The organism is Komagataeibacter medellinensis NBRC 3288 (assembly GCF_000182745.2).
Lineage (GTDB): Bacteria > Pseudomonadota > Alphaproteobacteria > Acetobacterales > Acetobacteraceae > Komagataeibacter > Komagataeibacter medellinensis.
The window spans coordinates 1,417,501-1,442,853 of record NC_016027.1; the positions used below are offsets into that span (position 1 = coordinate 1,417,501).

A 25,353-nucleotide genomic window follows, 5' to 3' on the forward strand; every position below is an offset into this window, starting at 1 on the left:
CGCCCACCAGAGCAAAGCCGGGGGCGGCAAAGCGGTGAGCATAAACGGCCCGCAGCGGATAACTGTGGCGCGTGCTGACCAGTCGCATATTGCCAAGCCGGTTGCCTACCCGTTCCATGATCTCGGCATTAAAGGCATCACGATCCAGCATCCGCAGGCGTTCAATCTGTTCGGACGGAAGGGTCAGGACAACGGATGAAGCCCCACCATTGACGGGTAGCAGCGCAACTGTCTGGCCATCATCAAACCACTGCGTTGCCACATGGTGGTGCGGCAGTTCATGCGCCATGCGGCAGACCAGCATGGAGCGCCTGAAGTCCTGCATGACCGCGCCGATGCGCTGCATGCGCCGCAACTGGGAAAAACGCCCATCCGCCCCCACGGCCAGGCGGCATGTGATTTCTCCCCCGTCATGCACCACCGTCATGTCCTCCCCTATGCGACGGATATGACGGGTGGCTGTAGCGCCTAGCAGACGGATATTGGAGTGACGGCTGGCGGCAAGAAACAGCCCGCGCCGGATGCAATGGTTGGAGACGAGATAGCCCAGCGCCTCCACCCCGCGCCCTTGCGTATCAAATGTAAGGGGATGGTTGCTGCGGCCGGTTTCCACCCGTGCCTCACGCAGGGGGGAAATAGCCACCTGTGGAATATGCTCCCACGCCCCAAGCGCCTTGAGCACGGAGACCGAATGATGGGTCAGCGCAATCTCGCGCCCATCGAAGGCCGGTTCCGCCCATGCTGGCAGTCCCGCGCGTTCCAGCACGGCAACGGACAGACCCCGGTCCGCCAGCGACAGGGCAGCAGCAAGGCCCGCGGGGCCACCGCCCAGTATGGTCACATCATGATCGGTCATGGCTGTTCCTGTCCGCATGGTTTCCAACGAGTTACGCATCCGCGCCAAACTGCACGGGCGCACCCGTCCATTCGGCTACGTAGCCTTCCACGCCCCTGCGCTGCGGCGCGCGGACATCGGGTATCGGGGTGCCGACAAACAGGAAACCTGCAAGCCCGTGCGGTGCGGGAAAGCCCAGTTCGGCTGCAAGTTCCGGGTCATAAGCCACATCACCACTCACCCACACCCCGCCAAACCCCGTGGCATGCAGGGCGTTGAGGATGTTCATGGCTGCGGCCCCCACCGCCAGTTCCTGTTCAATCAGGGGAATCTTGTTCTCCGGGCGCAGGTGCATGCCTAGCGCGATGATCATGGGCATGGTGGAAAAGCGGCTCTGGCGTTTTTCGATTTTGGCGGGTGCCACCTCCGGGTCAAGCCGCTTCATGCTCGCGACGATGCGCCCGGCAAGCATGGGCCGCGCCACGCCCTGTACAATGACATAGCGCCACGGCCGCAGCTTGCCATGGTCGGGCGCACGCATGGCGGTGGACAGGATAGCGTCCAGCACGGCACCCTGCGGCGCGGGTTCGGTCAGCGCATCGGTTGAAAACCGTGACAGGAGAAGATCGAGCGATGTCATGTGATCGTGCCCTTACAGATATTATGGGTGCACGCTCGCAGCCTGGGCCGGCACGGCGCGCGCCATGACGCGCCACCATGCAGCAGATGCCCCGCCCTGCCAATATCCACTCCGCCATGCACAATGCCGGGGCGCGGGATCGGTATGGATTCCCACTTCCGGCTTCTATAGAAGAGAGGACATGAATACCCCGCGCACAGCCACGGTCCACCGCGCCACCAGCGAGACCGACATTACCGTAACCATCAACCTTGATGGTACGGGCCAGACCCACATCGATACCGGCATCGGTTTTTTCGACCATATGCTGACCGCCCTTGGTCGCCACAGCATGTGCGACCTGACGGTTACGGCAAAGGGGGACCTGCATATCGACTACCACCATACGGTAGAGGATACCGGGATTGCGCTGGGCAAGGCCTTTGCGCAGGCCATTGGCGACAAGCGGGGTATCCGCCGCTACGGCAGCGCCACCGTACCGCTGGACGAGGCACTGTGCGAGGCAGTGGTCGATATTTCGGGCCGCCCCTTCCTAGCCTGGTCGGTCACCTTCGGGCGTGACAAGATCGGGGAGATGGACACCGAACTGTTCGAGGAATTCTTCCGCGCCTTTGCCATGAGTGCCCTTATTACCCTGCATGTCATCCAGCGCGCAGGCCATAACTGCCATCATATTGCCGAAGCCGGCTTCAAGGCACTCGCCCGTGCCCTGCGTGCGGCCAGCGAACCCGACCCCCGCGCAGGCGGCATCATCCCCTCCACCAAGGGCAGCCTGTGATCTTCTACAGCGCCATGCTGCCCCCCGACCATACCGGTGGGCCGGATGCCCGTCCGGTCATGGTGGCGTGTCGCATGTCGTGGCTGGTGCTGCTGTCCGGGGGGCTGGGGCTCGTACTGCAGGGCTGTATTGTCAGCGGGTTCGTGACGGGTGGGAGCTTCATCCTGCTGGGCCAGTTCCTGCCACCCACCCTTGCCCTGCCGTTTGTGGCAGGTGGCCATCTGCTGCTTGCGCTAAATGCCGCGGAACTGCGGCAGTGGGAACTGCGGCTGCGCGGCTACCGGCCCGTACGCGGCGTTTACGCCACAGGTCCGCAGGCTGCCCTGCTGCGCTGGATGGACCAGAACCGCCCCCGTTCCCTTCCTTCCGTATCATGAGGCATCCCATGCCCGCGCCTTCTCCTACGCAATCCATCGTGGTGATCGACTATAATGGCGGCAACCTTGCCTCTGCCGCCCGCGCGCTGACCCGTGCCGCGCACGATAGCGGTCTTGCTGCCATCGTTACCGTAACAGCGGACCCGCAGGCGGTCCGCACGGCCGACCGTATTGTCCTGCCTGGCCAGGGCGCCTTTGCCGACTGCGCGGCAGGCCTTGCCGCCCAACCCGGCCTGCGCGATGCCATAGTGGAGGCAACGGATGGCGGTACGCCGTTCCTGGGCATATGCGTGGGCATGCAACTGATGGCTGAACGCGGGCGCGAACATGGCGTAACCCCCGGTTTTGGCTGGATTGCGGGCGAGATAGCACTGATGGAGGCTCCTGGCCTGCGCCTGCCCCAGATGGGCTGGAACGAACTGACCTTCACCCCCGGCGCCCATCCGCTAACCGACGGTCTGGAGCCGGATGCCCACGGCTACTTCGTTCATTCCTTCGCCCTGCGGGGCTACGATGCGGCGGACATGGTGGCCACGACCGATTACGGTAGCACGGTGCCCGCCATCGTGGCGCGCGGCAACCGCGCGGGCACGCAGTTCCATGTGGAAAAGAGCCAGAAGGTGGGTCTGCGCATCCTGTCCAACTTCCTGCGCTGGACCCCCGAAGCGGGTGGTCAGCCATGACACGGCCCAACCCGCCCGCAGGCAGTCTTGAGGCCGAACGCCTGCAGGCCATGCATGATGATGACCTGCACGCCCTGTTCGACGCCACCAACGCCGCCATACTGGAAGGGGGCGGGTTTGGCTGGCTGGCCCCACCCCCGCGCGAGACGCTGGAACGCTACTTCCGTGGTGTGCTGCTGGTACCCGAGCGCCAGATGTTCGTGGCGCGCCTTGACGACATGATCGTGGGTTCTGCCCAGCTTGTCCGCCCGCCCCGCAACAACGAGGCACAGGCGATGAGTGCAACCCTCATGCACTTCTACATCGCCCCCTATGCGCGCGGCATGGGACTGGGCCGCCTGCTGCTGACCGAAGTGGAAAGCTGCGCGCGCAGCATGGGCTATCAGATCATAAACCTTGATGTGCGTGAAACCCAGGCGGAAGCCGTGCGGCTGTTCCGCAGCAGCGGTTTCCACCACTGGGGCACCCACCCCAGTTACGCCCGCATGGACGGCCGCACCGTACGTGGCCTGTTCTTTACCAAACGCCTGCAGGCGGACGAGCGGATCGTCCCCGCCCACCCGCAGGATGCCGCAACCCCCATTCCCGCAGCAGGACATGCCCCCGTGACCGGACACAGCCTGACACTCTACCCCGCCATCGACCTCAAGGACGGCCACTGCGTGCGCCTGCGCCGCGGCGAGATGGACAACGCCACCGTCTATTCCGATGATCCCGGCGCACAGGCGCGGGCCTGGATCCATGCCGGATGCAGCTGGCTGCATGTAGTTGACCTTAATGGTGCCTTTGCCGGGCGTTCGGCCAATACCGAAGCGATCGAGGCGATCATCGCCAATGCCTCCGTGCCGGTGCAGTTGGGTGGTGGCCTGCGTGACCTTGAGAGCATCGGCAAATGGCTCAATGCCGGGATCAGCCGCGTGATCCTTGGCTCCATCGCGGTCAAGAACCCTGAACTGGTGCGTGAGGCATGCCGCCTGTTCCCCGGCCGGATTGTGGCGGGAATCGATGCCCGCAGCGGCCAGGTCGCAACCGAAGGCTGGGCCGAAACATCGGAAATGAAGGCCGTGGAACTGGGCCTGCGCATGCAGGATGCTGGTGTGGCCGCCGTGATCTTTACCGAGATTAGCCGCGATGGCATGCTGACCGGCATTGATATCGAGCAGACATCGGACATGGCCAATGCGCTGTCCATCCCGGTCATTGCCAGCGGGGGCGTGGGCAACCTTGGCCATTTGGAAGCCCTCCGGGCGGCGACCGCACAGGCGCCGGGGATCGAGGGCGTGATCGTGGGCCGCGCCCTGTATGACGGGCGCATCAACCTGGGCGAAGCCCTGCGGGCCCTGGCCTGATGCTGAAGCTACGCGTCATCCCCTGCCTGGATGTGAAGAACGGCCGGGTGGTCAAGGGTGTGAACTTCGTCTCGCTACGCGATGCGGGCGACCCGGTGGAGCAGGCGGCCGTGTACGATGCGGCGGGGGCGGATGAACTGACCTTCCTCGACATTACCGCCAGCAATGAAAACCGTGATACCATACTTGATGTGGTCAGCCGCACAGCGGAACGCATCTTCCTGCCGCTTACGGTCGGTGGCGGCGTGCGCACCACCGATGACATGCGGCGCCTGCTGCTGGCGGGAGCGGATAAATGCGCCATGAACTCGGCCGCCGTCTCGCGTCCCGAACTGGTCAGTGAGGCAGCACGGAAATTCGGCAGCCAGTGCGTGGTCGTAGCCATTGATGCCCGCAGCGACGGCCATGGCGGGTGGGAAGTCCATACCCATGGCGGCCGCACCCCCACCGGGCGCAACGTGATAGACTGGTGCCAAGAAGTAGCCCAGCGGGGTGCCGGTGAAATCCTGCTGACCAGCATGGACCGCGACGGCACGGGCAAGGGCTTTGACCTGGACCTGCTGCGCGCGGCGAATGCGGCGGTGCGCATTCCCATCGTGGCCTCGGGCGGGGTGGGGGAACTGGAACATTTTGTCGAAGGCGCACGGGCGGGGGCAACCGGCCTGCTGGCCGCAAGCGTGTTCCATTTTGGCCAGTTCACCATTCCACAGGTCAAGCAGGCACTTGCAGCAGCCGGCCTGCCGGTCCGGCAGACGGACTGATCCCTTCATTCGATCCTATCGGAGCCCTGATCATGGCCAAGACAGAAAAATCCCGCAAAAACGCCCCGGCCAAATCCGCCGCCGCCAAGCCCGAAGCCGTAGGGCCTGCAACCCCGGATGTACTGGACCGGCTGTTCGCAGTGGTGGAATCGCGCCGTGGGACCGATCCCGCCATCAGCCACTCTGCCCGACTGCTGGCACGCGGGCGGCGCAAGATTGCGCAGAAATTCGGTGAAGAAGCCGTGGAATGCCTGATCGAAGCCGTTGCGGGCAACCGTGACGAACTGGTGGGCGAAAGTGCCGACGTGCTGTACCACCTGATGGTGATGTGGGTGGATGCCGGCGTGAAACCCGGCGATGTCTGGGCCGAACTTCTGCGGCGCGAAGGCACCAGCGGTGTTGCCGAAAAGGCATCCCGCCCGCACGACCCGCTGGCCTGATCCGTTATCCCTGCGCACAGGAGAATACCCATGGCCGTAAGCGGCATTGGACCATACGACCCGCAGAACATCTTCGCCCGCATCCTGCGTGGCGAACTGCCGTGCAAGAAAGTGTATGAGGACGCATACGCCCTCGCCTTTCACGACATCGCCCCCAAGGCCCCGGTGCATGTGCTGGTGATCCCGAAAGGGGCTTATGTCTCCTTTGCCGATTTCAGCGCCAAAGCGAGTGAGGCAGAAATCGCAGGATTCATCCGCGCCGTGGGGATGGTTGCGCGTGACCTGGGGCTGGATGCACCGGGCTACCGGCTTGTTTCCAACACGGGAGCCGAGGGTGGGCAGGAAGTACCGCACTTCCATGTGCACCTGTTCGGTGGCCGCGCTCTTGGGTCCATGCTGCCGGGCTGAAATCCGCGAATAACTAAAAAACGAATAAAGATTTTTGGGTGCCGCCTTTTTGAAAAAAGGCGGCATTATGGTTAAGATTTTTGCAAAAATCTTAACCAAAAACTCCTTTTACAAAGACTGAAGCTCAAACAGCCCGCGATACAGCCCCCCTTCACGCGCCATGAGTGCAGCATGAGGGCCGTCCTCGCACACTTGGCCATGGCGAAAGACGATAATGCGGTCCAGCCCCATGACGGTGGAAAGCCGGTGGGCGATGACCAGCACGGTCCGCCCCGCCATCAGCCGCTCCATGGCCTCCTGCACCAGCATTTCAGAGCGGGAGTCGAGGCTGGAGGTCGCCTCGTCCATGATCACGATGCGGGCATGGCTTAGGAACGCGCGCGCAATGGCAATGCGCTGCCGCTCCCCACCCGAAAGCTTGACCCCGCGCTCCCCCACCATGGTGGCATAGCCGCGCGGCAGGCGGTCAATGAAGTCCGCTGCATTGGCTTGGCGTGCGGCATGCGCAATCTCCGCCGGGGTTGCATCGGGGCGGGCGTAGGCAATGTTTTCCGCCAATGTGCGGTGGAACAGCAGTGGCTCCTGCGGCACGACGGCAATCTGCCCGCGCAGGCTGGCCTGCGTAACCGTGGTGATATCGGTCCCATCAATGATGATGCGCCCGGCCTGCACATCATAAAACCGCTGCAGCAGGCGGGTGAGTGTAGTCTTGCCCGAACCCGATGGCCCAACAAGCGCCACCTTGCTGCCCGGTGCGATATCAAGGTCCAGGTCATCAAACAGCACGCGCCCGTACTGGCGTTCGTAGCCAAAGCGCACATGCTCGAAACGGATGTGACCCTGCGTTACCCGCAGCACACCCGCACCCGGCCGGTCGGCCACGGTAGGCTGCATGGCAAACAGGCTGACCAGTTCCTCCATCTCGTTAACCGAACGTTGAACGACTGATATCTGCTGGCCAATATCGCGCAGGTAGCCCTGGATCACGAACATCATTGTCAGCACGTAGGCTACATCGCCCGGTCCCGCGCGGCCCTTCAGCCACAGCAGGGCCACGCCCGCAATCAGCACCATGCGCATGAGCAGGGCGGCAAGGTTCTGCAGGTTGGCGCTGTCGGTCCCGCGCAGCCATGAGCGCACGGTGCGCTGGCGCCACCGTCCCGCCACCCATGCCAGCCGTGCATCTTCACGCGCTTCCGCCCCGCTGGCCTTGACCACGGCGTTGCATGTGACCGCATCGGACAGGGTGGCGCCCATGCGGGTATCCCACATATTGGCCAGCCGTGCGGAAGGGGCGACATAACGCAGTGTCAGCACCACCGAAAGGCCAACCAGCGCCACGGCCCCCACCGCCAGCACCAGCCCCATCAATGCCCAGTGAAAGGCCAGCACGGCGGTGGTGGCGCACAGCACGATCACCTCCGGCACCAGCATCAGCAGTATGGTATCGCCCAACGTATCCATCGCTCCCATGCCGCGCGTGATCCGCCGCACGGTGGAGCCGGCGAAGTTGCTGGCATGCCATTCGCTGGAAAAACGCTGCACGCGGGCAAATGCCTCGGTCACGATGCCGGTCATGGCGCGCGATGTCAGGTGAGAAATGGCAATATAGGCCGTACGCCGGGCCGCGATCCCGCCCACGCCCAGCACGGTCAGCCCGACCACATCCCACACCGCGCGCCGCGCCGTTGCCGCCATGACGGGGTGAGAAACCTCATCGACCAGCCAGCCCGCCAGCAGCGGCATCATCACATCAGCCACCGTAGCCATGGCAATACCCGCCAACGTCCACACCAGAAAGGCGGGCTGGGCACGCCAGCGCCGCCAGACAAACCCCAGCACAGCGGAAAATTCATGTCGCCCCGATACCGGGCGGGAAAAGAAGGATGCCATTGCCAACGCGCCATGATGCAGGAAAGCCACGCAAGCCCGCCACGGCAGGTAGGCGTGCAGGTGGGGCTGGAACGACTAGCCGCCGGTCGCCCCGCATGCAAGGCCGATGACCTTTCGTAGTGATTTGCACGAACCATTCCAACGCCGCACAATGCGCCGCGATCCACCCGCACAAGGCTATCCATGAAAACCCCTGCCCGCCCCGTAAAGCCCGCCCGCCGCGCCATGACCCTGGCGGAAGTCCGCGCCTTCATCACCCAACTTGCCACCGCCAACCCCGATGCGCGGAGCGAACTCGACTTTGTGGATGACTATACGCTTCTGGTCGCCGTGGTGTTGTCGGCGCAGGCGACCGATGCCTCCGTCAACAAGGCAACAGTCGGGTTGTTCCGCGATGCACCAACCCCACAGGCCATGGTGGAACTGGGGGAGGGAAAAGTGGGCGAGCACATCCGCACTGTCGGGCTGTGGCGCACCAAGGCACGCAATGTGGTTGCCCTGTCACGCCAGTTGCTGGAGCGTTTTGATGGCAGGGTGCCCTATGACCGCGCGGCGCTGGAATCCCTGCCCGGCGTGGGGCGCAAGACGGCGAACGTGGTGATGAACGTGGCCTTTGGTGACAGCACCATGGCGGTTGATACCCACATCTTTCGCATTGGCAACCGTACGGGGCTGGCGCCGGGTGCGAGCGTGCGCGCGGTGGAGGACCTACTCGTTCGCCGCATTCCGGCCGACATGCTGCGCCCCGCCCATCACTGGCTGATCCTGCACGGGCGCTACATCTGCAAGGCGCGCAAGCCCGAATGCTGGCGCTGCCCGGCCTTTGACCCCTGCCAGTACCGCCTGAAGGCCGATATCCGCGCCGAAGCCCCGACGGGCTGACCCTACTCCGCCTGCGCCAGTGGCAGGTCTGGCATGCCTGCCCCTCCCGGTCGCATGACCCATGGCCGTGCGCCGCGCACCGCACGGTCACGCTTCACCACCAGGCCGCCCCCGGCGCGCGGGTAGAGCGCATACGCCCCCTCACGCCACACATCAAAGCGCCCGATCCTGTCCGCACCCGGGCAGCCGGTCTGCCCGTGCAGGTTCACCACCGCCTCCGCCCCAAGGCACAGCGCCGCATCGGACAGACGTGCGCCCAGCAGCAGCACGATATCGCCTCCCTGCCCCGCCACGCGGCACACCCCACCATGGCATGCCACGCCATCCTGCCGGCCATCCACAGGCAGTAATCCCGCACGCAGTCCGGTCACCCGCTGCCATTCCCGCAATATGAAGGGATCAGGATGCATGCCCGGTCCGCTCAGCAACCGCTGCCCCGTTACCACCCCCACTATGCGCGCATCGGGCGAGACCAGCACGACCGGCATCCGGCCTATAAAGGGCGAGAGCAGCGCCATTACAACCGGCACCACGCCCACAAACCGGGCCCGCCCCGCCCACAGGCACAGCCAGCATAACCCGGCAAAGAACAGAACCAGCCCGCCACTGCCCATGGCGGGCACGCTGACATGCGCAACAGGCAGGTGCGCCACAAGGCGTGCCAGCCACGCCACCACGCCAATGCCCCAGCCCATGGGCACCAGCGCCAGCTTTTCCGCCCCCAGTGGCATGAGCAGCAGCGAGGCCAGCCCCCACGGCATGATCCAGACCGACATGAGCGGCACGGCCAGCAGGTTGGCCAGCACGAACCATGGCTGCACCGTGCCAAAATGCGCCATGCCCACGGGCACGCACGCGCCGCCCGCCAGCATGCTGGCCAGCAGGGGGCGACTTACGCGCGCACCCATCCGCCGCCACCAGACCTCATGCTGCGCCCATGCCGACAGAACAGGGCGCAGCCCGTCAAACCCGGCAATCAGCGCCATGACGGCGGCCATTGACATCTGGAGCGGCAGTTCGACCACCGCTTCGGGTGCAAGACCCATCAGCACGGCTGCCGCCACCGCCAGCGCGCGCATGGAAAGCGGCCGCCTGCCCACAAACAGTGCCCCGACCGCAAGTGCGGCCATGAGCAGGCTCCGCTGCGCAGGCAGGTGCGCGCCCGTAAGCAGCACGTAGCCCGCACCCGCCAGCAGCGCGCACAGGGCGGCAATCTGTCGGCATGGCCAAAACAGCGCCGCACGTTCAGACAGCGCCAGCCCCGTGCGTACGACCGTCATGGTCAGCCCCATGACAATGGCAAGGTGCAGCCCTGCCACGGCCAGCAGGTGGGCCAGCCCCGCATCGGCAAAGGACTGGCGCATATCCGCCGCAATCACCCCATCCGCCCCCACCAGCACGGTTGCCGCAACCGTGCCGCGCGGGCCTGGCAGGGCAGCGCTGATCCGCTGCCCCAGCCCCTGCCGCAGGATATCCAGGCGGGCACTCATGGCTGGTGTAACGGGCGGGTGCGCGCATGCAACCCGGTCCAGCGCGCGGCCATGGCCCGCCAGCCCGTCAAACCACGCCCGGCGCTGGGCATCATAACCACCCGGCATGGCGGGAAAGGCGGGTGGAGTCAGCATGACGCGGGCAGAAAGCGTATCTCCCGCCACCGGAATAGAGGGGTCATCGGGTCTCAGGCGCAGGGCGATCTGGCGGCGCAAGGGGGGCATGCCGATATTGATGCCCTCAAGAAACCGTACATCGGCCAGTCCCACACGCAGGGCCTGCGTACCATCGCGCAGGGTCTGCGCGTTCACTCCCGTCACCCGCCCCGACAGATGCACCGCCCGGCGCGGCAGGTCAGGAAAGGGCGGCATGCGGTGCGCCTGCCCCCACGCCAGTAATAACCCCACCGCACATGCCCCCACCATGCCGCACCCCATGCGCACGGGCAGGCTGTCGCGCCACAGCAGCCTGCCCGCAAGGCATGCCATGGCCATCATCCCCGCACCGAAGGCCGCCATGCCACCCGGCTCCCACGGCAGGGCGAAATACACGGCGATGCCAGCGGCCAGCAGAACCGGCAGCCAGAGCACAAAGCGGCCATGCTGCCCCCACAGCCACGCGGCCAGTGCCTGCTGCATGCGTGAAAATACGGCCTGAATGTGCGAAACGTACTGGTACGAGAGCGAATCCTCCATAATGACCTGCCTGCCATGGCCGGGCATGCCCCTGCGTGGCCAGAATGCATACCCTACCGGCCAAGATGGCCCGCACGCCAGACAGCCCCCTGTCAGCAGGGCGAAAACATGCTAAAGAACCGGCTCATGACTGTCCGTACGCGTTTCGCTCCCAGCCCCACCGGCCTGCTGCATATCGGCAACGCCCGTGCCGCCCTTTTCAATTTCCTCTATGCCCGCCACCACGGCGGCCAGTTCCTGCTCAGGATCGAGGATACCGACCGAGAACGCTCGACTCAGAAAGCGGTCGATGTGCTGTTCGACGGGCTGGCGTGGATGGACATCCACCCGGATGAAAAGCCGGTGTTCCAGTCCACCCGTCAGGCACGCCATACCGAAGTGGCGCATGAACTGCTGGAAAAGGGACTGGCCTACCGCTGCTACTGCACGGCGGATGAACTGAAGGAAATGCGCGAGAAGGCGATGGCCGAGGGCCGCCCCCCCCGCTACAATGGCATGTGGCGCGACCGCGCCCCCTCCGAAGCTCCCGCCAATACCCCCTACACCATCCGCATCAAGGCCCCGCGTGAGGGCGAGACGACCATTCACGATCTGGTGCAGGGCGATGTATGCGTTGCCAATGCCGAACTCGATGACATGATCATCCTGCGCGCCGATGGCACCCCGGTCTACCAGCTTGCCGTGGTGGTGGATGACCATGACATGGACATCACCCACGTCATCCGCGGCGATGACCACCTGACCAACACCTTCCGCCAAGCCATGATCTACCGCGCCATGGACTGGGACCTGCCGCATTTTGCCCACCTGCCGCTGATCCACGGACCGGATGGGGCCAAGCTGTCCAAGCGCCATGGGGCGCAGTCGGTCGTCGAATTCCGGGATATGGGTTACCTGCCCGAAGCCCTGAACAATTACCTGCTGCGCCTTGGCTGGGGCCACGGCGATGCCGAAATCCTGTCGCGCGAAGAGCAGATCAAGCTGTTCGACCTCGACGGTGTGGGCCGTTCGCCCTCACGCATGGATTACGCCAAGCTGCTGCACATCAATGGCGTATGGATGCGCCAGGCCGATGACACGCGCCTGACCAATGACGTGATGGAACGGCTGGGCAAAATGGAAGGTGTCGATACCTCCGACACCACACGCACCAAGGTGCTGGCCCTTATGCCGGGGCTGAAGGAACGGGCGAAGACGCTTGTGGAACTGGCGGATAACGCTGCCTTCCTTGGCCGTTCGCTGCCGCTTTCTTTTGATCCCAAGGCCGAAAAGCAGCTCACCCCCGAAAACCGCGTCATGCTGGGCAAACTGGGGGCTGCCCTCAAGGCGACCGAGCCGTTTGACAGGGAAGGCATCGACGCGACCCTGCGCCAGTTTGCCGAAACGCATGAAATGAAGCTGGGCAAGGTTGCACAACCGCTACGCGCGGCAGTTACCGGCAGCACCATGTCACCCGGCATTGATGACACGCTGGCAGCCCTTGGCCAGGACGAGGTACTGGCGCGCATCAATGCGGTTGCCGCCCATGAGTGAGCGCGGCAGCCATGGCAGCAACGTCTTCCTGACCCGTCCGGCGCGCCACCTGCTGGGTGTGCAGGGCATGCATCCCAGCCGGATCACGCCCTTCCTTGACCTGGCGGAGCATTATGCCCTGCTCAACCGGTCGCGCAAAACACCGCGTGACCTGCTGCGCGGGCGCACGCTGATCAACCTGTTTTTCGAAGACAGCACCCGCACCCGCACCTCGTTTGAACTGGCGGGCAAACGGCTGGGTGCCGATGTGGTGAACATGACAGTCGCCAGTTCCTCGGTGAACAAGGGCGAGACACTGCTGGACACGGCCGCAACGCTGAACGCCATGCATACCGACCTGCTGGTGGTCCGCCATTCGCAGTCCGGCGCACCCGCCCTGCTGGCGCAGAAGGTGCAGGCCAGTGTGGTCAATGCCGGTGATGGCACACATGAACACCCGACACAGGCACTGCTGGACGCGCTGACCATCCGCCGCCACTTCGGCATGTTCGAGGGACTGACCGTTGCCATATGCGGTGATGTCAGCCACAGCCGTGTCGCCCGCTCCAACATCCACCTGCTGACCGCCATGGGCTGCCAGGTGCGCGTGGTGGGACCGCCAACACTGGTGCCCGGCGCCATCGGAGCGCTGGGGGTGAGTATTCACCATACGATGGAAGATGGCCTGCGCGGGGTGGACGTGGTGATGATGCTGCGTGTGCAGCGCGAGCGCATGCAGGGCACGCAGGTGCCCAGCGCGCGTGAGTATTTCCGTTTCTACGGGCTGGATAACAAGCGTCTTGCGCTGGCAAGGCCGCAGGCGCTTGTCATGCATCCCGGCCCGATGAACCGGGGCGTGGAAATCGACAGTCGTGTCGCCGATTCCGATCAGAGCGTGATCCGCGAACAGGTGGAAATGGGGGTTGCCGTACGCATGGCGGTTCTGGACATCCTCTCACGTGGAGGAGAGGGCGCATGAAGCCGGTCCTGTTTGAAAATGTCCGCCTGATCGACCCTGCAAGCACTCTTGACCGCCCCGGCCGCCTGCTGGTGAAGGATGGCGTGATTGCTGGCACCGACCTGCCGCAGGCCGAAGGCGTGCCGGAAGGGGCCGAGATCATTGATGGTGGCGGCCAGCTTGTGCTGTGTCCCGGCCTGGTGGACATGCGGGTCACGATTGGCGAACCCGGCTATGAATACCGCGAGACGGTGCTGTCCGCGGCAAAGGCTGCGGTTGCAGGCGGCATCACCACCATCGCCGTGCTGCCCAATACCAGCCCGACCATCGACAACCCTGCCCTTGCCCGCCTGCTGCGCGCGCGCGGCGTGGAAACGGGCATGATCGACATCCTGCCCTATGGCGCGCTGACGCGCGCATGCGCGGGTAGGGAAATGGCGGAAATCGGCCTGCTGGCCGAAGCGGGCGCCATTGCCTTTACCGACGGTCCCCACGCCATTGCCGACAGCCGCACCATGCGGCAGATGCTGACCTATGCTAAAGGGTTCGACGCGCTGATCGTCCAGCACCCCGAAGACCCGTCTCTGGCGCGTGGCGGATGCGCGACGGACGGCGAACTGGCAACCCGCCTTGGCCTGCCTGGCATCCCGGCAGCAGCCGAGGCCATCCTGATCGCGCGTGACCTGCGTCTTGCCCGTATGACGGGAGGACGGCTGCATTTCGGCCATGTCTCCACCGCCGAAGGGCTGGACCTGATCCGCGCGGCCAAGGCCGATGGCGTCCGGGTGACATGCGATACAGCCCCGCCGTATTTCGACCTGAACGAAACCGTGATCGGTGACTTCCGCACCTATGCCAAGCTGTCTCCGCCGCTGCGTGCGGAAGCGGACCGGCGCGCCGTATGCGCCGCATTGGCGGATGGTACGATCGACGCCATCGCATCCGACCACATGCCCTGCGATGCGGATGACAAGCGCCAGCCCTTTGCCGTGGCCTCCGCTGGCGGGACAGGCCTGTGCACGCTACTGGCCGTAACCCTGGCACAGGTGCATGGAGGCGACCTTGGCATGATGGACGCGCTGGGTCTGCTGACCCATCGCCCCGCTGGCGTGCTGGGCAGCCATGCCGGCACGCTGGCCGTGGGCGTACCTGCCGATCTGTGCCTGTTCAACCCCGACACGGGCTGGGTCGTGCGCGCGGGTGACCTGCCGGGCAAGGCACAGAATACCCCGTTTGACGGCCGTGCGCTGGAAGGCCGCGTGGTGGGGACATGGAAGAAGGGCCGCCGTGTATTCGGCGCGCAGGCCGCATGATCTACGGCATACCGACCTATGACCTGCCACTCATGGCCGGGGTGGCATTCCTGTCTTACCTGATCGGCAGCATCCCGTTCGGGCTGGTGCTGACCGCGCTGTCGGGCGGGGGGGATATCCGCAAGATCGGCTCGGGCAATATCGGTGCGACCAATGTGCTGCGCACCGGGCGCAAGGGGCTTGCGGCGGGCACGCTGGTGCTGGATGGCACCAAGGGCGCGTTTGCCGTGTTCTGCGCCTTCGTGCTGTGCCCGTTCCACACGCTGGCCGCCGAATCCCTTGCCGCCCTTTTTGCCGTGGCGGGCCACTGCTTTCCGGTATGGCTCAAATTCAAAGGCGGCAAGGGCGTGGCCACGGGTCTGGGCTGCGTGCTGGCGCTGATGCCGGGCGTGGGGCTGTGCTGCTGTGCATTGTGGCTGATCTTTGCCAAGGTCACGCGCATTTCATCGGCAGGCGCAATCATCGCCTTTGCCGCACTGCCACTGCTCATGATCCGGCCGGGACGGATTGACTTCGCCTCCCCCGCCTATCTGGCGGGCTGCCTGATCGCGGTGATGATCCTGTGCCGCCACCATGCCAACATCATCCGCCTCATCAAGGGCACCGAGCCCCGGATAGGTCAGAAAGGCACATGAGCGTACCCGATGCCGAAATGCTGCTGGCCTGCCTGCGACTGGCCCGCACGGAGGGCATCGGACCGGTCAGCTACCGCCGCCTTGTACGCACGCATGGCAGCGTGCAGGCCGCACTGGGCATGCTGGAGCGCGGCGCAGGCTCCGGCCGTGGCATCGGCCGCCCCTGCAGCCGCGATGACGCGCTACGCGAAATCGAGCACCTGCACGCCATGGGCGGCCGGTTCCTGGCGCATGGCCAACCCGGCTACCCACCCCTGCTGGCCGCCCTGCATGATGCCCCGCCGGTACTGGCCGTGCTGGGTGATGCCAGTCTGCTTTCGGCGCGCATGGTGGGGATCGTGGGCGGCCGCAATGCCTCAGCGGGTGGCATCCGCCTGGCGGAAAGCCTGTCCGCCCTGCTGGCGGCCCACGGGGTTGATACCGTATCGGGCCTTGCACGCGGAATTGATGCCGCCGCCCATCGTGGCGCCATGACGGCGGGGCGCACGGTCGCCGCCATTGCCGGCGGTCTTGACTGCCCCTACCCGCCCGAAAATGCTGACCTGCAGGCCTTGATCGCCCGCACGGGCGCCGTAGTGACCGAAGCCCCGCTCGGCACCATGCCACAGGCGCGGCACTTCCCGCGCCGCAACCGGCTGATCGCGGGGTTGGGGCTGGGCTGCGTGGTGATCGAGGCTGCGCTGCGCTCAGGCAGCCTGATTACCGCACGCATGGCTCTGGACTATGACCGGACCATCTTTGCCGTGCCCGGATCGCCGCTTGACCCGCGTTGCCATGGCAGCAACGACCTACTGCGACAAGGCGCGATACTGACGGAAAATGAACGCGACATTTTGCGTGAACTTCCTGAAACAACTGGGGAAACCGGGCTTTTTTCATATCAGGCCCCTACCACCCATCCCCCGGTGGCCCGGCGGGTGGAAACAGCCGTGCAGAGGTCGGAAGCAGTCCCGCCGCCACCCGCCAGCACCCCCATGGTGGGAGAAGCTGACCTGCATGAAATGATAGAAGGTTTTCTATCTTTCACGCCATCGCCTGTTGACGATCTCGTACGGCGCTGCCAGTTCTCGACAGCAGCAGTCTTGGCCGCCCTGTCGGAAATGGAAATTGCGGGCATGATCGAGTTCCTTGCGGGGGACATGGTCGTGCGACGTCCACCACCCGCCTGAGCATAGAAAAAGCAAGGTTTGAGAATCGTGATCCGGAGACAGAATGACTGACGTCGTGGTGGTCGAATCGCCAGCCAAGGCGAAAACGATCAATAAGTATCTGGGTGACAACTACACGGTTCTTGCCTCGTTCGGACATGTGCGCGACCTGCCGCCCAAGGACGGCAGCGTGCTGCCCGACGAAGGCTTTGCCATGAAGTGGGAAGCCGATGAACGCGGTAGCCGCCAGATCGCGGCCATTGCCAAGGCCCTGCGCGGGGCCAAGCATCTCTACCTTGCCACTGACCCCGACCGCGAAGGGGAAGCCATTTCGTGGCATGTACGCTCGATGCTGGAGGAGAAGAACCTTCTCAAGGGTATCGACGTGCAGCGCGTCACGTTTAACGAAATTACCAAAAGCGCCATCAAGACTGCGATGGCCCACCCACGTGAACTCGACTTTCCGCTGATCGAGGCCTATCTGGCCCGCCGCGCGCTGGACTACCTCGTGGGCTTCACGCTCTCGCCTGTGCTGTGGCGCAAGCTGCCCGGATCGCGCAGCGCGGGGCGCGTGCAATCCGTGGCGCTGCGCCTGATCTGTGAGCGCGAAGCCGAGATCGAGGTCTTCAGACCGCGGGAATACTGGTCGATCACCGCGCGCATGACCACGCCGGCCGGGGCAGCCTTCTCGGCACGACTGACGCATCTTGATGGCCACAAGCTCGACCAGTTCGACCTGGGGGACGAAGCCCGCGCCATGGCTGCCAAGGCCGCGGTGGAAGCAGGCGACTACAGCGTGGACAAGGTCGAGCGCCGCAAGGTCCGCCGCAACCCGCCGCCACCGTTCACCACATCGACCATGCAGCAGGAAGCCTCACGCAAGCTGGGCATGGGCGCGCAGGTGGCCATGCGCACGGCCCAGCAACTGTATGAAGGCATCGACATTGGTGGTGAGACGGTCGGCCTGATCACCTACATGCGAACCGATGGCGTGCAGATGGCAGGCGAAGCCATTGGGGCCATCCGCGGCCATATCGGCCATAGCTTCGGGCCGGAATACGTGCCGGAGAAGGCGCGCATCTATTCCACCAAGGCCAAGAACGCACAAGAAGCGCATGAAGCCATCCGCCCGACCGACGTGCGCCGCACGCCAGCGGACATGGCACGCTACCTCTCGCCCGAACAGAAGAAGCTGTATGATCTGGTGTGGAAGCGCTCGGTCGCCAGCCAGATGCAGTCCGCCGAACTGGACCAGGTAGCGGTGGACATCACCGACCGCCAGCAGCGTGTGACCCTGCGCGCCACGGGTTCCATCATCGCGTTTGACGGCTTCCTGCGCCTGTACAGCGAAGGGCGCGATGATTCGCCCGCCAAAAGTGATGATGACCAGGACCGCATGCTGCCCGCCATGAGCGAGCACGATGCCATCGGGCGTGGCGAAGTGGCGGCGGACCAGCACTTCACCCAGCCGCCGCCGCGCTATTCGGAAGCGTCCCTGGTCAAGAAGATGGAAGAGATCGGCATCGGCCGTCCTTCCACCTACGCCTCCATCCTGACCGTGCTGCGCGACCGCAACTACGTGCAGCTGGAAAACCGACGTTTCGTGCCCGAGGACCGGGGACGGCTGGTCACAGCCTTCCTCACCTCCTTCTTCGAGCGGTATGTCGATACCCAGTTTACGGCAGGGCTTGAGGAACAGCTTGATGACATATCGGGCGGCCGCGCCAACTGGCGTGATGTCATGTCCGCCTTCTGGTCCGACTTTTCCCATGCGGTGGACCAGACCAAGGACCTGAAGATATCCGACGTCATTACCGCGCTGGATGCTGACCTTGCTCCCTACTTCTTCCCCGACCGTGAGGACGGGCAGGACCCGCGCGTATGCACCGCCTGCGGCACGGGGCGGCTGGGACTGAAGCTGGGGCGCTATGGCGCGTTCATCGGCTGTTCCAACTATCCCACCTGCCAGTTCACCCGCAAACTGGTGATTGACCCCTCCAAGGAAGGCGAGGACGCCGCAACCCTGAAGGACGGCATGCGCGTGCTGGGCACAGCCCCTACGGGTGAGGAAGTGACCGTGCGCCGTGGCCCATGGGGGCTGTACGTGCAGCAGGGCGAGCCCGACCCCGAGGACAAGAAGGCCAAGCCCAGACGCGCCACCATTCCGCGCGGGCTGGATGGGGACAAGATCACGCTGGTACAGGCCGTGGGCCTGCTGTCGCTACCGCGCATCGTGGGCATTCACCCCGAACTGGGCGAGCCGATCGAGGCGGGCCTGGGCCGCTTCGGGCCGTATGTGAAGATGGGTGCGATCTATGGCTCGCTGGACAAGGATGACGATGTCCTGACCGTGGGCCTGAACCGCGCGGTGGATGCACTGGCCAAGAAACTGGCCTCCATCCGCACCATCGGTCCCCACCCCAAGGATGGCGAGCCGGTCATGGTGCGTAAGGGCCGCTTTGGTCCGTATGTGCAGCACGGCACCATCGTGGCCACCGTGCCGCGCGGGCAGGACATGGCGGATGTGACCATGGAGGAAGCCCTGACGTTGCTGAACGAAAAGGGCAAACCCCTCAAGGCGAAGGGCAAGAAGGCCACCACCACCCGCAAGCCCGCTGCCCGCAAGACCAAAGCCAAGGCTGCCGAAGGTACGGAGGATGCCGGGGCCGCGCCGAAGAAAAAGGCAGCACCGCGCAAGGCTGCCAGCAAGGCCAAAACGGCCACCAAGACGACGACACGCAAGAAGGCTACCCCGGCCAAGGCCGAAAGCGAGAGCGACTGATCATGAAAAGGCAGCGTCCAGCAACTTCCGAGATGCCGGACCGCCTGCCCACGGGCACGCCGCACGCCCGTAGGGGGGGCCTGCCTGATCGTGAACAGCTCCGCGCATTTATCGAGAACGCCACCGGCCGGATCGGCAAGCGCGAGATCAGCCGGGAATTCGGCCTTGGCCCCGAACACCGGCAGGCGTTGCGGCAGATGCTGCGCGAGATGGCGCTGGATGGCACGCTGGCGCCTGCGGGTGCCCGGCGTTTCCGTGTCTCGGCCCGGCTGCCCGAATCCATGGTGGTGCAGGTTACCGGCACTGATGCCGATGGCGACCCAGTGGCCCGCCCCGTGCAGTGGGATGGCGAAGGCGTCGCCCCCGTTGTGTTCATGCACCCCGAACTGCGCGGACGTGCCGCCCTGGCACCTGGCGAGCGCGTGGTCGCGCGCCTGCGCCGCATCGGCCCCGGAAAATATGAAGGCCGCACGCTGCGCCGTCTGACCGATGCGCCGATGCAGGTCGTGGGCCTGTTCCGCACGCTGGCGGCGGATGATCCGGCGACCAGCGCCCCAGCCCGCTTCCGCCCCGCAGGCCGGCTGACACCTGCCGACCGCCGGGCCAAGGCGCAATGGGTCATTCCACAGGGGGAAGATGCGGGCGCACCGGATAACGAGATCGTTATCGCCACCCCCCTGCCCCAGGCCGGGCCGGGGCTGCACCCCGCACGGATCATCGAACGCCTTGGCCCGCAGGGGGATGCACGGACCATCAGCATGGTGGCCATTGCCATGCTGGGCATCCCGCATGCCTTTCCCACCGAAGCACTGGCGCAGGCCGAAGCCGCCCGCGCCGTATCCCCCGCAGGCCGCACCGACCTGCGTGACATGCCGCTTGTCACCATAGATGGCGACGATGCCCGCGATTTTGACGATGCGATCTATGCCGAGCCAGATGGGACAGGCTTCCGCATCACCGTCGCCATCGCGGATGTGGCCTGGTATGTCCGCCCCGGTACTGCGCTGGACCGCGAAGCCCGCCTGCGCGGCAATTCCGTCTATTTTCCCGACCGGGTCATTCCCATGCTACCTGAGGCACTGTCCAACGGCTGGTGTTCGCTCAGGCCGGGAGAAGACCGGGGCTGCCTGTTCGTGACCATGGATGTGGCCGCCGACGGCACAATGGCCAATGCCCGCTTCGGGCGCGGCATCATGCGCAGTGCCGCCCGCCTGACCTATGAACAGGTGCAGGCCGCGCGTGACGGCGCGCCACCCGATGCCGCCATCGCGACCCTGCCTGACGGCCTGCTGGACAGCCTGTTCGGTGCATGGCGGTGCCTTGCCGCCGCACGGGCGCAACGTGGCACGCTGGACCTTGACCTGCCTGAACGGCTGGTCCGGCTGAACGACCAGGGCCAGATTACCGCTATTGCACCACGTATCCGCCTGGACAGCCACCGGGTGGTGGAAGAGTTCATGATCGCGGCCAATGTTGCCGCCGCGCGCTACCTTGAAGGGCGACACCTGCCCTGCCTGTACCGCATCCACGCGCCCCCCACGCCCGAACGGCTGGAAAACCTGCGCCACGCGCTTGATACGATGGGCCTGAAACTACCGCCCGTGGGCAGCCTGCGTGCCGCCGACCTTGATCGGATCCTGCAGCAGGCGCGCAATACCGATCAGGCGGCGCTGGTGAACGAACTGGTCCTGCGCGCGCAGAACCAGGCGGAGTACAGCCCCGACCCGATCGGGCATTTCGGCCTGTCGCTTGCGGCCTACAGCCACTTTACCAGCCCCATCCGTCGCTATGCGGACCTGCTGACCCATCGCGCCCTGCTGGTGGCCATCGGGCTGGAACCCGGCCCGGCACCCACGCACGAAGCACTGGAAGATGCAGGTGAGGCCATAACCCGCACCGAGCGCCGCGCGGCACAGGCCGAACGCGAAACGCTGGAGCGTTACGCCGCTACATGGCTGCAGGTCCGCGTGGGCACGGTCATGGAGGCGCATGTCTCCAGCCTGTCGCGATTCGGTATTTTCACGGTACTGGACGCCACCGGCACATCCGCCCTTCTGCCCATGTCTGCCCTGCCACAAGATCAGTGGCATCACGATGAAAAAACGCAGACATTGCTGGCACGCGACAAGACCATGGCATTCCGCCCCGGTCAGGCCCTGCGCGTACGGATAGAAGAAGCATGCGCGATCCGGGGAACAGTCCTGCTGGCCCTTCCCGATTCTCCACCCGCCCGGCAGGGACGGCGGGCATGAAACGCCGCCGGTTTCCGGTCATCATCCTGCGCCCCATGGGCATGGGCGGTGAAAGTGCGGCTACATGGCGCCGCCGGATCTCCACGCTGGGCCATATCCCGCGTGACACGTTCATCCTGCTCCTCATCATCGCGCGCCTGACCACAGCGGCCTGCGCCGATGATACGCCCAGCCCCCCACGCAGCCCCACACCACAGCCCCCCGTGCAGGAAGGCAGCGTGGACACGGCCGAAGGCGCGGGCATGGACCTTGCGGTCATCTCTTCCGTCATGCAGGCGAGTCTGGCCTTTCTCCAGCCCCGTACACTGGAAAATTACCAGATCCATGATTTTGCCCTGTGGGGCCTGAACGGACTGAGCGCGCTCGATCCTTCGCTAAGCATCGAGGAACAGCACGGCTTCCTGCAACTGACCGCCACCCAGAAGACGGTACTGGCCCTGCCCGTACCCGCCGCCGATGACGTGCCGGGATGGAGTGCCGCCATTACCCGCATACTGGACGTAGCGTGGCATCACTCGCCTGCCATGCGCAGTACCGGGGCCGATGGCGTGCTGCAGGGTTTCTTTGACGAGTTGTTCAATCATCTCGACCCCTATTCACGCTACATCCCGCCCCAGGCAGCGGTGTCGGACCGCAACACCCGCACCGGAGGCGAGGCCACGGCAGGGCTGACACTGGGGATGGACCACCACACAATCATGATCACGGCGGTCAACGCCAACGGTCCAGCCTGGCCCACCACGCTGGCGGCGGGGCAGATCGTGCGCGCCATCAACGGCCGCCCGACCGAGTCCCGTAGCCTCGACACCGTCAATGCCTGGCTCAACGGTCCCGCCGGCAGTCTGGTGCGCATAACGGTGGAAGCACGGGGCCGGCAGACAACCGTTGCCCTGCATCGTGCCTCCACCCCGCCCGAGACCGTGTTCGCCTATACCAGTGGCAAGCATGTGGTGCTGCACATCACCGCCTTCTCCACCAATACTGCGGAAGAAATGAGCCAGTACCTGGACGAAGCCATGAACGTGCCCGGCCTGTCGGGGCTGGTCATTGACCTGCGCGGCAACCGGGGCGGCGTACTGCAGCAGGCGGTTACCACATCAGCCCTCATGCTCGACCACGGGGTTGCGGCGATCACACAGGGGCGGGACCCGCAGGCCAATCATGTCTGGGCGGTGCAGGGCGGCGACATGACCAACGGGCTGCCCATCATCGTGCTGGTTGATGGCCGCACCGCCAGCGCCGCCGAAATCCTGGCCGCGACCCTGGCCGACCAGAAGCGCGGCGTGGTGGTGGGCAGCGCAACGCTGGGCAAGGGGCTGGTCCAGACCATCGGACAGCTACCCAATGGCGGGGAACTGTTTGTTACATGGAGTCGGGTGCTGGCCCCGCTGGGCTGGCCGCTACAGGGGCTTGGGGTCATGCCGCAGGTCTGCACGAGTCTGGGCGAGGCGGCACTCGACCGCCAGTTGCAGGATCTGGCCGAAGGCACGGCCGATAGCAAGGAGTGGGTTACTGCTGCCCGGCAGGTCCGCTACCCTGTGGAACTGTCGCACATCCTGACCATCCGCAAGGCCTGCCCCGCTGCCATTGGCACGGATAGCGACCTGGATGCCGCCTATTCGCTACTGGATAACCCGGTCGAGTATCGCGCTGCCCTGACGACCATACCCGAAGAGGAAAGCGGCCCACCCAGCGGGGGATGAGCCGTAACCGTGGTGGGGCACGTTGCTATTCCTGCATGCCTCCCTGTGTTTTTCTGCATTACCGGAGAGGGTACTGACAATGGAAGAAGCCCGCCTGAAAACCGGCATATGGGTCAAGGCAATGCTGCGCCAGGCTGGACAAACCGGAAATCCGGGCATGGTGCTGCATCATGGTGACGACGATGCCGGTAGTGCCATAATCGTGTTGCTGGGGCGTGGAGGACACATGTGTGTGCTGGCCCAGACACGCACACCCGATGGACGGCAGGCATGGTTCCGCGCTACAGGAGAGGCGGCCGTGGATCAGGCCAGTGTCGATGCCTATGTCTCAAGGCAGAGGGAACGGGACCCGGATTTATGGGTTCTTGAATTCGATGCACCTGATCTGACGCCACCGTTTGAAACAAGGCTGATATAAAAGACGTGATCCCACAGGGATGAAAGCACGAAACCTGGTCCGGCGCAGGGTGTGGCATCTCGCACACACCTGAGCGTGACAGTTGGCCAAGCCGCCCAGGTGGTGGATAAAGGTGGCGACAATGGATTGTCAGGACTGGTTTCTTTCAGCAAAAGAATGCTGATGCTGATCATTCCAAGGAATATGGCACGTGCACCCGACCGGGCCGACATGCCGGAAGAGGCCCGTCGAAGGGAGAAGAAGAGTATGAAACTGCGGTACGGATTGCTTGCAGGGTCTTTATTGACTGCCGCGGTTACCCTGGGCTCCGTGCTGGTCTGCACTCCGGTATTCGCCCAGCCTGTGCAGGGCCTCTATATCAGCGGTGAAGGCGGCGCGAGTTTCAACCAGGGTCAGGTCATACGTCATTCTTCCGCACGTGATGAGTTCAAGACCGGCGCCACCGGCATCGGCAGCATTGGCTGGGGCCTGGGCAACGGTTTCCGGGTTGAGGTGGAAGGTCTCTACCGCAATAATGACCTCAAGACCGTAGGCGGCAACGCGGCCTACCATGCCCATGCCGATGGCAGACAGCAGGAATCGGGCGTCATGGCCAATGCCCTGTTCGACATGGATATCGGCAAGAGCTGGCTGTTCCCGTATTTTGGTGCGGGTATCGGCTATGGCTGGCAGAACATGAACACCACCATAACCGGCAACGTGAATGGCCAGAGCTACAGCCAGCATGTGGGCGGCACATACGGAAACTTCGCCTATCAGGGCATTTTCGGTCTGTCCTTCCCCATGCCGTTCGCGGTTGGCCTGTCAGCCACGGCGGAATACCGGTTCTGGACCATGCTTGGCCCGCAGTCGCACCATTCCATCGTATCGGGCAGCAGCACGGCGCTAAGCGCCATGAACAGCGATTACGGCTTCCGCAACGGCAATCGTGACAGCCGGACCGATTTTAACCACTCGCTCATGCTCGGGCTGCGCTACGAGTTCAATCCGGCACCGCCGCCACCCCCGCCGCCTTCCGCCATTGCTGCCCCGGCACCTGCGGAAAACCGTACCTATCTCGTCTTTTTCGACTGGGACCGCAGCGACCTGACCGACCGGGCGCGCGCCATCGTGGCCGTGGCGGCCCAGGCCTCGACCAACACGCAGACCACGCGCATTGAGGTCAACGGCTATACCGACAATTCCGCAGCCCGTCCCGGCCCGCAGGGGGAACGCTACAACCAGGCGCTTTCCCTCAAGCGCGCGCAGGTCATCAAGGCGGAGCTGGTACGTGACGGCGTGCCTGGCCCATCTATTGGCATTAACGGTTATGGTGATGCCAACCCGTTGGTCCAGACTGCAGCCAATACACGTGAGGCACAGAACCGCCGGGTAGAGATCATCCTGCACTGAATGCCTGC

At 64.7% G+C, this 25,353-nt stretch carries 22 protein-coding genes (1 of these 22 only partly in view); 18 read left to right on the forward strand and 4 right to left on the reverse strand.

Annotation, left to right across the window (positions count from 1 at the left end):
• Both ubiM and GLX_RS06485 read right to left on the reverse strand, forming a co-directional pair.
• A protein-coding gene (gene ubiM, locus GLX_RS06480; RefSeq protein WP_014105190.1) for a 5-demethoxyubiquinol-8 5-hydroxylase UbiM crosses the window boundary here: on the reverse strand, positions 1-856 show its 5' portion. Its footprint begins 326 nt before the window's first position; only the first 856 of its 1,182 coding nucleotides appear in the window; the start codon lies at positions 854-856; its stop codon lies beyond the left edge, outside the window.
• Positions 857-887: 31 nt separating this feature from the next.
• On the reverse strand, positions 888-1,475 hold the full coding sequence (locus tag GLX_RS06485; protein ID WP_014105191.1) for a nitroreductase family protein: 588 nt from the start codon (positions 1,473-1,475) through the stop codon (positions 888-890).
• 181 nt (positions 1,476-1,656) lie between these two features.
• Here GLX_RS06485 and hisB point away from each other — a divergent pair, with 181 nt between their 5' ends.
• The 7 genes from hisB to GLX_RS06520 are packed head-to-tail and all read left to right on the forward strand — an operon-like array spanning position 1,657 to position 6,271.
• The gene (gene hisB / locus GLX_RS06490) at positions 1,657-2,253 is read left to right on the forward strand and encodes an imidazoleglycerol-phosphate dehydratase HisB (protein ID WP_014105192.1); all 597 of its coding nucleotides are present in this window, start codon (positions 1,657-1,659) and stop codon (positions 2,251-2,253) included.
• Positions 2,250-2,630 (forward strand): hypothetical protein, encoded by a 381-nt coding sequence (locus GLX_RS06495; RefSeq protein ID WP_014105193.1) that lies wholly within the window; start codon positions 2,250-2,252, stop codon positions 2,628-2,630. Before hisB ends, GLX_RS06495 begins: the two co-directional genes overlap by 4 nt.
• 8 nt (positions 2,631-2,638) lie before the next feature.
• Positions 2,639-3,313 carry an imidazole glycerol phosphate synthase subunit HisH gene (gene hisH / locus GLX_RS06500; RefSeq protein ID WP_014105194.1) on the forward strand — a complete coding sequence of 225 codons (675 nt, stop codon included), beginning with the start codon at positions 2,639-2,641 and terminating at the stop codon, positions 3,311-3,313.
• Positions 3,310-4,662, forward strand: a complete 1,353-nt coding sequence (hisA, locus tag GLX_RS06505) for a 1-(5-phosphoribosyl)-5-[(5-phosphoribosylamino)methylideneamino]imidazole-4-carboxamide isomerase (RefSeq protein WP_014105195.1) — start codon at positions 3,310-3,312, stop codon at positions 4,660-4,662. Before hisH ends, hisA begins: the two co-directional genes overlap by 4 nt.
• A complete protein-coding gene (gene hisF / locus GLX_RS06510; RefSeq protein ID WP_014105196.1) occupies positions 4,662-5,423 on the forward strand; it encodes an imidazole glycerol phosphate synthase subunit HisF in 762 nt (253 codons plus the stop codon). The genes hisA and hisF overlap by 1 nt, the downstream gene beginning before the upstream one ends.
• A gap of 32 nt (positions 5,424-5,455) precedes the next feature.
• The gene (locus tag GLX_RS06515) at positions 5,456-5,863 is read left to right on the forward strand and encodes a phosphoribosyl-ATP diphosphatase (RefSeq protein WP_014105197.1); all 408 of its coding nucleotides are present in this window, start codon (positions 5,456-5,458) and stop codon (positions 5,861-5,863) included.
• A gap of 30 nt (positions 5,864-5,893) precedes the next feature.
• A complete protein-coding gene (locus GLX_RS06520) occupies positions 5,894-6,271 on the forward strand; it encodes a histidine triad nucleotide-binding protein (protein ID WP_014105198.1) in 378 nt (125 codons plus the stop codon).
• A 108-nt stretch (positions 6,272-6,379) separates the two neighbouring features.
• Here the strand turns inward: GLX_RS06520 and GLX_RS06525 are convergent, their stop codons facing one another.
• Positions 6,380-8,164 (reverse strand): ABC transporter ATP-binding protein, encoded by a 1,785-nt coding sequence (locus GLX_RS06525; protein WP_014105199.1) that lies wholly within the window; start codon positions 8,162-8,164, stop codon positions 6,380-6,382.
• A 183-nt stretch (positions 8,165-8,347) separates the two neighbouring features.
• Between GLX_RS06525 and nth the strand changes: the two genes are divergently transcribed.
• Positions 8,348-9,046: an endonuclease III gene (nth, locus tag GLX_RS06530; protein WP_014105200.1), complete on the forward strand. Its 699-nt coding sequence runs from the start codon at positions 8,348-8,350 to the stop codon at positions 9,044-9,046.
• A gap of 2 nt (positions 9,047-9,048) precedes the next feature.
• Here the strand turns inward: nth and GLX_RS06535 are convergent, their stop codons facing one another.
• The gene (locus GLX_RS06535; RefSeq protein WP_014105201.1) at positions 9,049-11,259 is read right to left on the reverse strand and encodes a ComEC/Rec2 family competence protein; all 2,211 of its coding nucleotides are present in this window, start codon (positions 11,257-11,259) and stop codon (positions 9,049-9,051) included.
• Positions 11,260-11,358: 99 nt separating this feature from the next.
• Between GLX_RS06535 and gltX the strand changes: the two genes are divergently transcribed.
• From gltX to GLX_RS06585, 10 genes are all read left to right on the forward strand, one after another.
• The gene (gene gltX / locus GLX_RS06540) at positions 11,359-12,765 is read left to right on the forward strand and encodes a glutamate--tRNA ligase (RefSeq protein ID WP_041247668.1); all 1,407 of its coding nucleotides are present in this window, start codon (positions 11,359-11,361) and stop codon (positions 12,763-12,765) included.
• Positions 12,758-13,723: an aspartate carbamoyltransferase catalytic subunit gene (locus GLX_RS06545; RefSeq protein WP_014105203.1), complete on the forward strand. Its 966-nt coding sequence runs from the start codon at positions 12,758-12,760 to the stop codon at positions 13,721-13,723. Before gltX ends, GLX_RS06545 begins: the two co-directional genes overlap by 8 nt.
• Positions 13,720-15,015: a dihydroorotase gene (locus tag GLX_RS06550; protein WP_014105204.1), complete on the forward strand. Its 1,296-nt coding sequence runs from the start codon at positions 13,720-13,722 to the stop codon at positions 15,013-15,015. Before GLX_RS06545 ends, GLX_RS06550 begins: the two co-directional genes overlap by 4 nt.
• The gene (plsY, locus tag GLX_RS06555; RefSeq protein WP_014105205.1) at positions 15,012-15,650 is read left to right on the forward strand and encodes a glycerol-3-phosphate 1-O-acyltransferase PlsY; all 639 of its coding nucleotides are present in this window, start codon (positions 15,012-15,014) and stop codon (positions 15,648-15,650) included. The genes GLX_RS06550 and plsY overlap by 4 nt, the downstream gene beginning before the upstream one ends.
• Positions 15,647-16,819 (forward strand): DNA-processing protein DprA, encoded by a 1,173-nt coding sequence (gene dprA, locus GLX_RS06560; protein ID WP_014105206.1) that lies wholly within the window; start codon positions 15,647-15,649, stop codon positions 16,817-16,819. The genes plsY and dprA overlap by 4 nt, the downstream gene beginning before the upstream one ends.
• A gap of 43 nt (positions 16,820-16,862) precedes the next feature.
• Complete coding sequence (gene topA, locus GLX_RS06565) at positions 16,863-19,580, forward strand: type I DNA topoisomerase (protein WP_014105207.1); 2,718 nt, start codon at positions 16,863-16,865, stop codon at positions 19,578-19,580.
• A 32-nt stretch (positions 19,581-19,612) separates the two neighbouring features.
• Positions 19,613-21,832, forward strand: coding sequence for a ribonuclease R family protein (locus tag GLX_RS06570; protein ID WP_041247238.1), 2,220 nt, complete (start codon positions 19,613-19,615; stop codon positions 21,830-21,832).
• Positions 21,829-23,535: a S41 family peptidase gene (locus GLX_RS06575; protein ID WP_014105209.1), complete on the forward strand. Its 1,707-nt coding sequence runs from the start codon at positions 21,829-21,831 to the stop codon at positions 23,533-23,535. The genes GLX_RS06570 and GLX_RS06575 overlap by 4 nt, the downstream gene beginning before the upstream one ends.
• A gap of 79 nt (positions 23,536-23,614) precedes the next feature.
• Entirely contained in the window at positions 23,615-23,953 is a 339-nt protein-coding gene (locus GLX_RS06580) for a DUF1491 family protein (RefSeq protein WP_014105210.1), read from the forward strand.
• Positions 23,954-24,199: 246 nt separating this feature from the next.
• Positions 24,200-25,345, forward strand: coding sequence for an OmpA family protein (locus GLX_RS06585; RefSeq protein WP_014105211.1), 1,146 nt, complete (start codon positions 24,200-24,202; stop codon positions 25,343-25,345).
• The last annotated feature ends 8 nt before the right edge of the window (positions 25,346-25,353 follow it).

Coding starts and splice junctions, on each gene's coding strand:
- GLX_RS06485 (WP_014105191.1), bottom strand. CDS start 1,475: ATGACATCGCTCGATCTTCTCCTGTCACGGTTTTCAACCGATGCGCTG.
- hisB (WP_014105192.1), top strand. CDS start 1,657: ATGAATACCCCGCGCACAGCCACGGTCCACCGCGCCACCAGCGAGACC.
- hisH (WP_014105194.1), top strand. CDS start 2,639: ATGCCCGCGCCTTCTCCTACGCAATCCATCGTGGTGATCGACTATAAT.
- hisA (WP_014105195.1), top strand. CDS start 3,310: ATGACACGGCCCAACCCGCCCGCAGGCAGTCTTGAGGCCGAACGCCTG.
- hisF (WP_014105196.1), top strand. CDS start 4,662: ATGCTGAAGCTACGCGTCATCCCCTGCCTGGATGTGAAGAACGGCCGG.
- GLX_RS06515 (WP_014105197.1), top strand. CDS start 5,456: ATGGCCAAGACAGAAAAATCCCGCAAAAACGCCCCGGCCAAATCCGCC.
- GLX_RS06520 (WP_014105198.1), top strand. CDS start 5,894: ATGGCCGTAAGCGGCATTGGACCATACGACCCGCAGAACATCTTCGCC.
- GLX_RS06525 (WP_014105199.1), bottom strand. CDS start 8,164: ATGGCATCCTTCTTTTCCCGCCCGGTATCGGGGCGACATGAATTTTCC.
- nth (WP_014105200.1), top strand. CDS start 8,348: ATGAAAACCCCTGCCCGCCCCGTAAAGCCCGCCCGCCGCGCCATGACC.
- GLX_RS06535 (WP_014105201.1), bottom strand. CDS start 11,259: ATGCCCGGCCATGGCAGGCAGGTCATTATGGAGGATTCGCTCTCGTAC.
- gltX (WP_041247668.1), top strand. CDS start 11,359: ATGACTGTCCGTACGCGTTTCGCTCCCAGCCCCACCGGCCTGCTGCAT.
- GLX_RS06545 (WP_014105203.1), top strand. CDS start 12,758: ATGAGTGAGCGCGGCAGCCATGGCAGCAACGTCTTCCTGACCCGTCCG.
- GLX_RS06550 (WP_014105204.1), top strand. CDS start 13,720: ATGAAGCCGGTCCTGTTTGAAAATGTCCGCCTGATCGACCCTGCAAGC.
- plsY (WP_014105205.1), top strand. CDS start 15,012: ATGATCTACGGCATACCGACCTATGACCTGCCACTCATGGCCGGGGTG.
- dprA (WP_014105206.1), top strand. CDS start 15,647: ATGAGCGTACCCGATGCCGAAATGCTGCTGGCCTGCCTGCGACTGGCC.
- topA (WP_014105207.1), top strand. CDS start 16,863: ATGACTGACGTCGTGGTGGTCGAATCGCCAGCCAAGGCGAAAACGATC.
- GLX_RS06570 (WP_041247238.1), top strand. CDS start 19,613: ATGCCGGACCGCCTGCCCACGGGCACGCCGCACGCCCGTAGGGGGGGC.
- GLX_RS06575 (WP_014105209.1), top strand. CDS start 21,829: ATGAAACGCCGCCGGTTTCCGGTCATCATCCTGCGCCCCATGGGCATG.
- GLX_RS06580 (WP_014105210.1), top strand. CDS start 23,615: ATGGAAGAAGCCCGCCTGAAAACCGGCATATGGGTCAAGGCAATGCTG.
- GLX_RS06585 (WP_014105211.1), top strand. CDS start 24,200: ATGAAACTGCGGTACGGATTGCTTGCAGGGTCTTTATTGACTGCCGCG.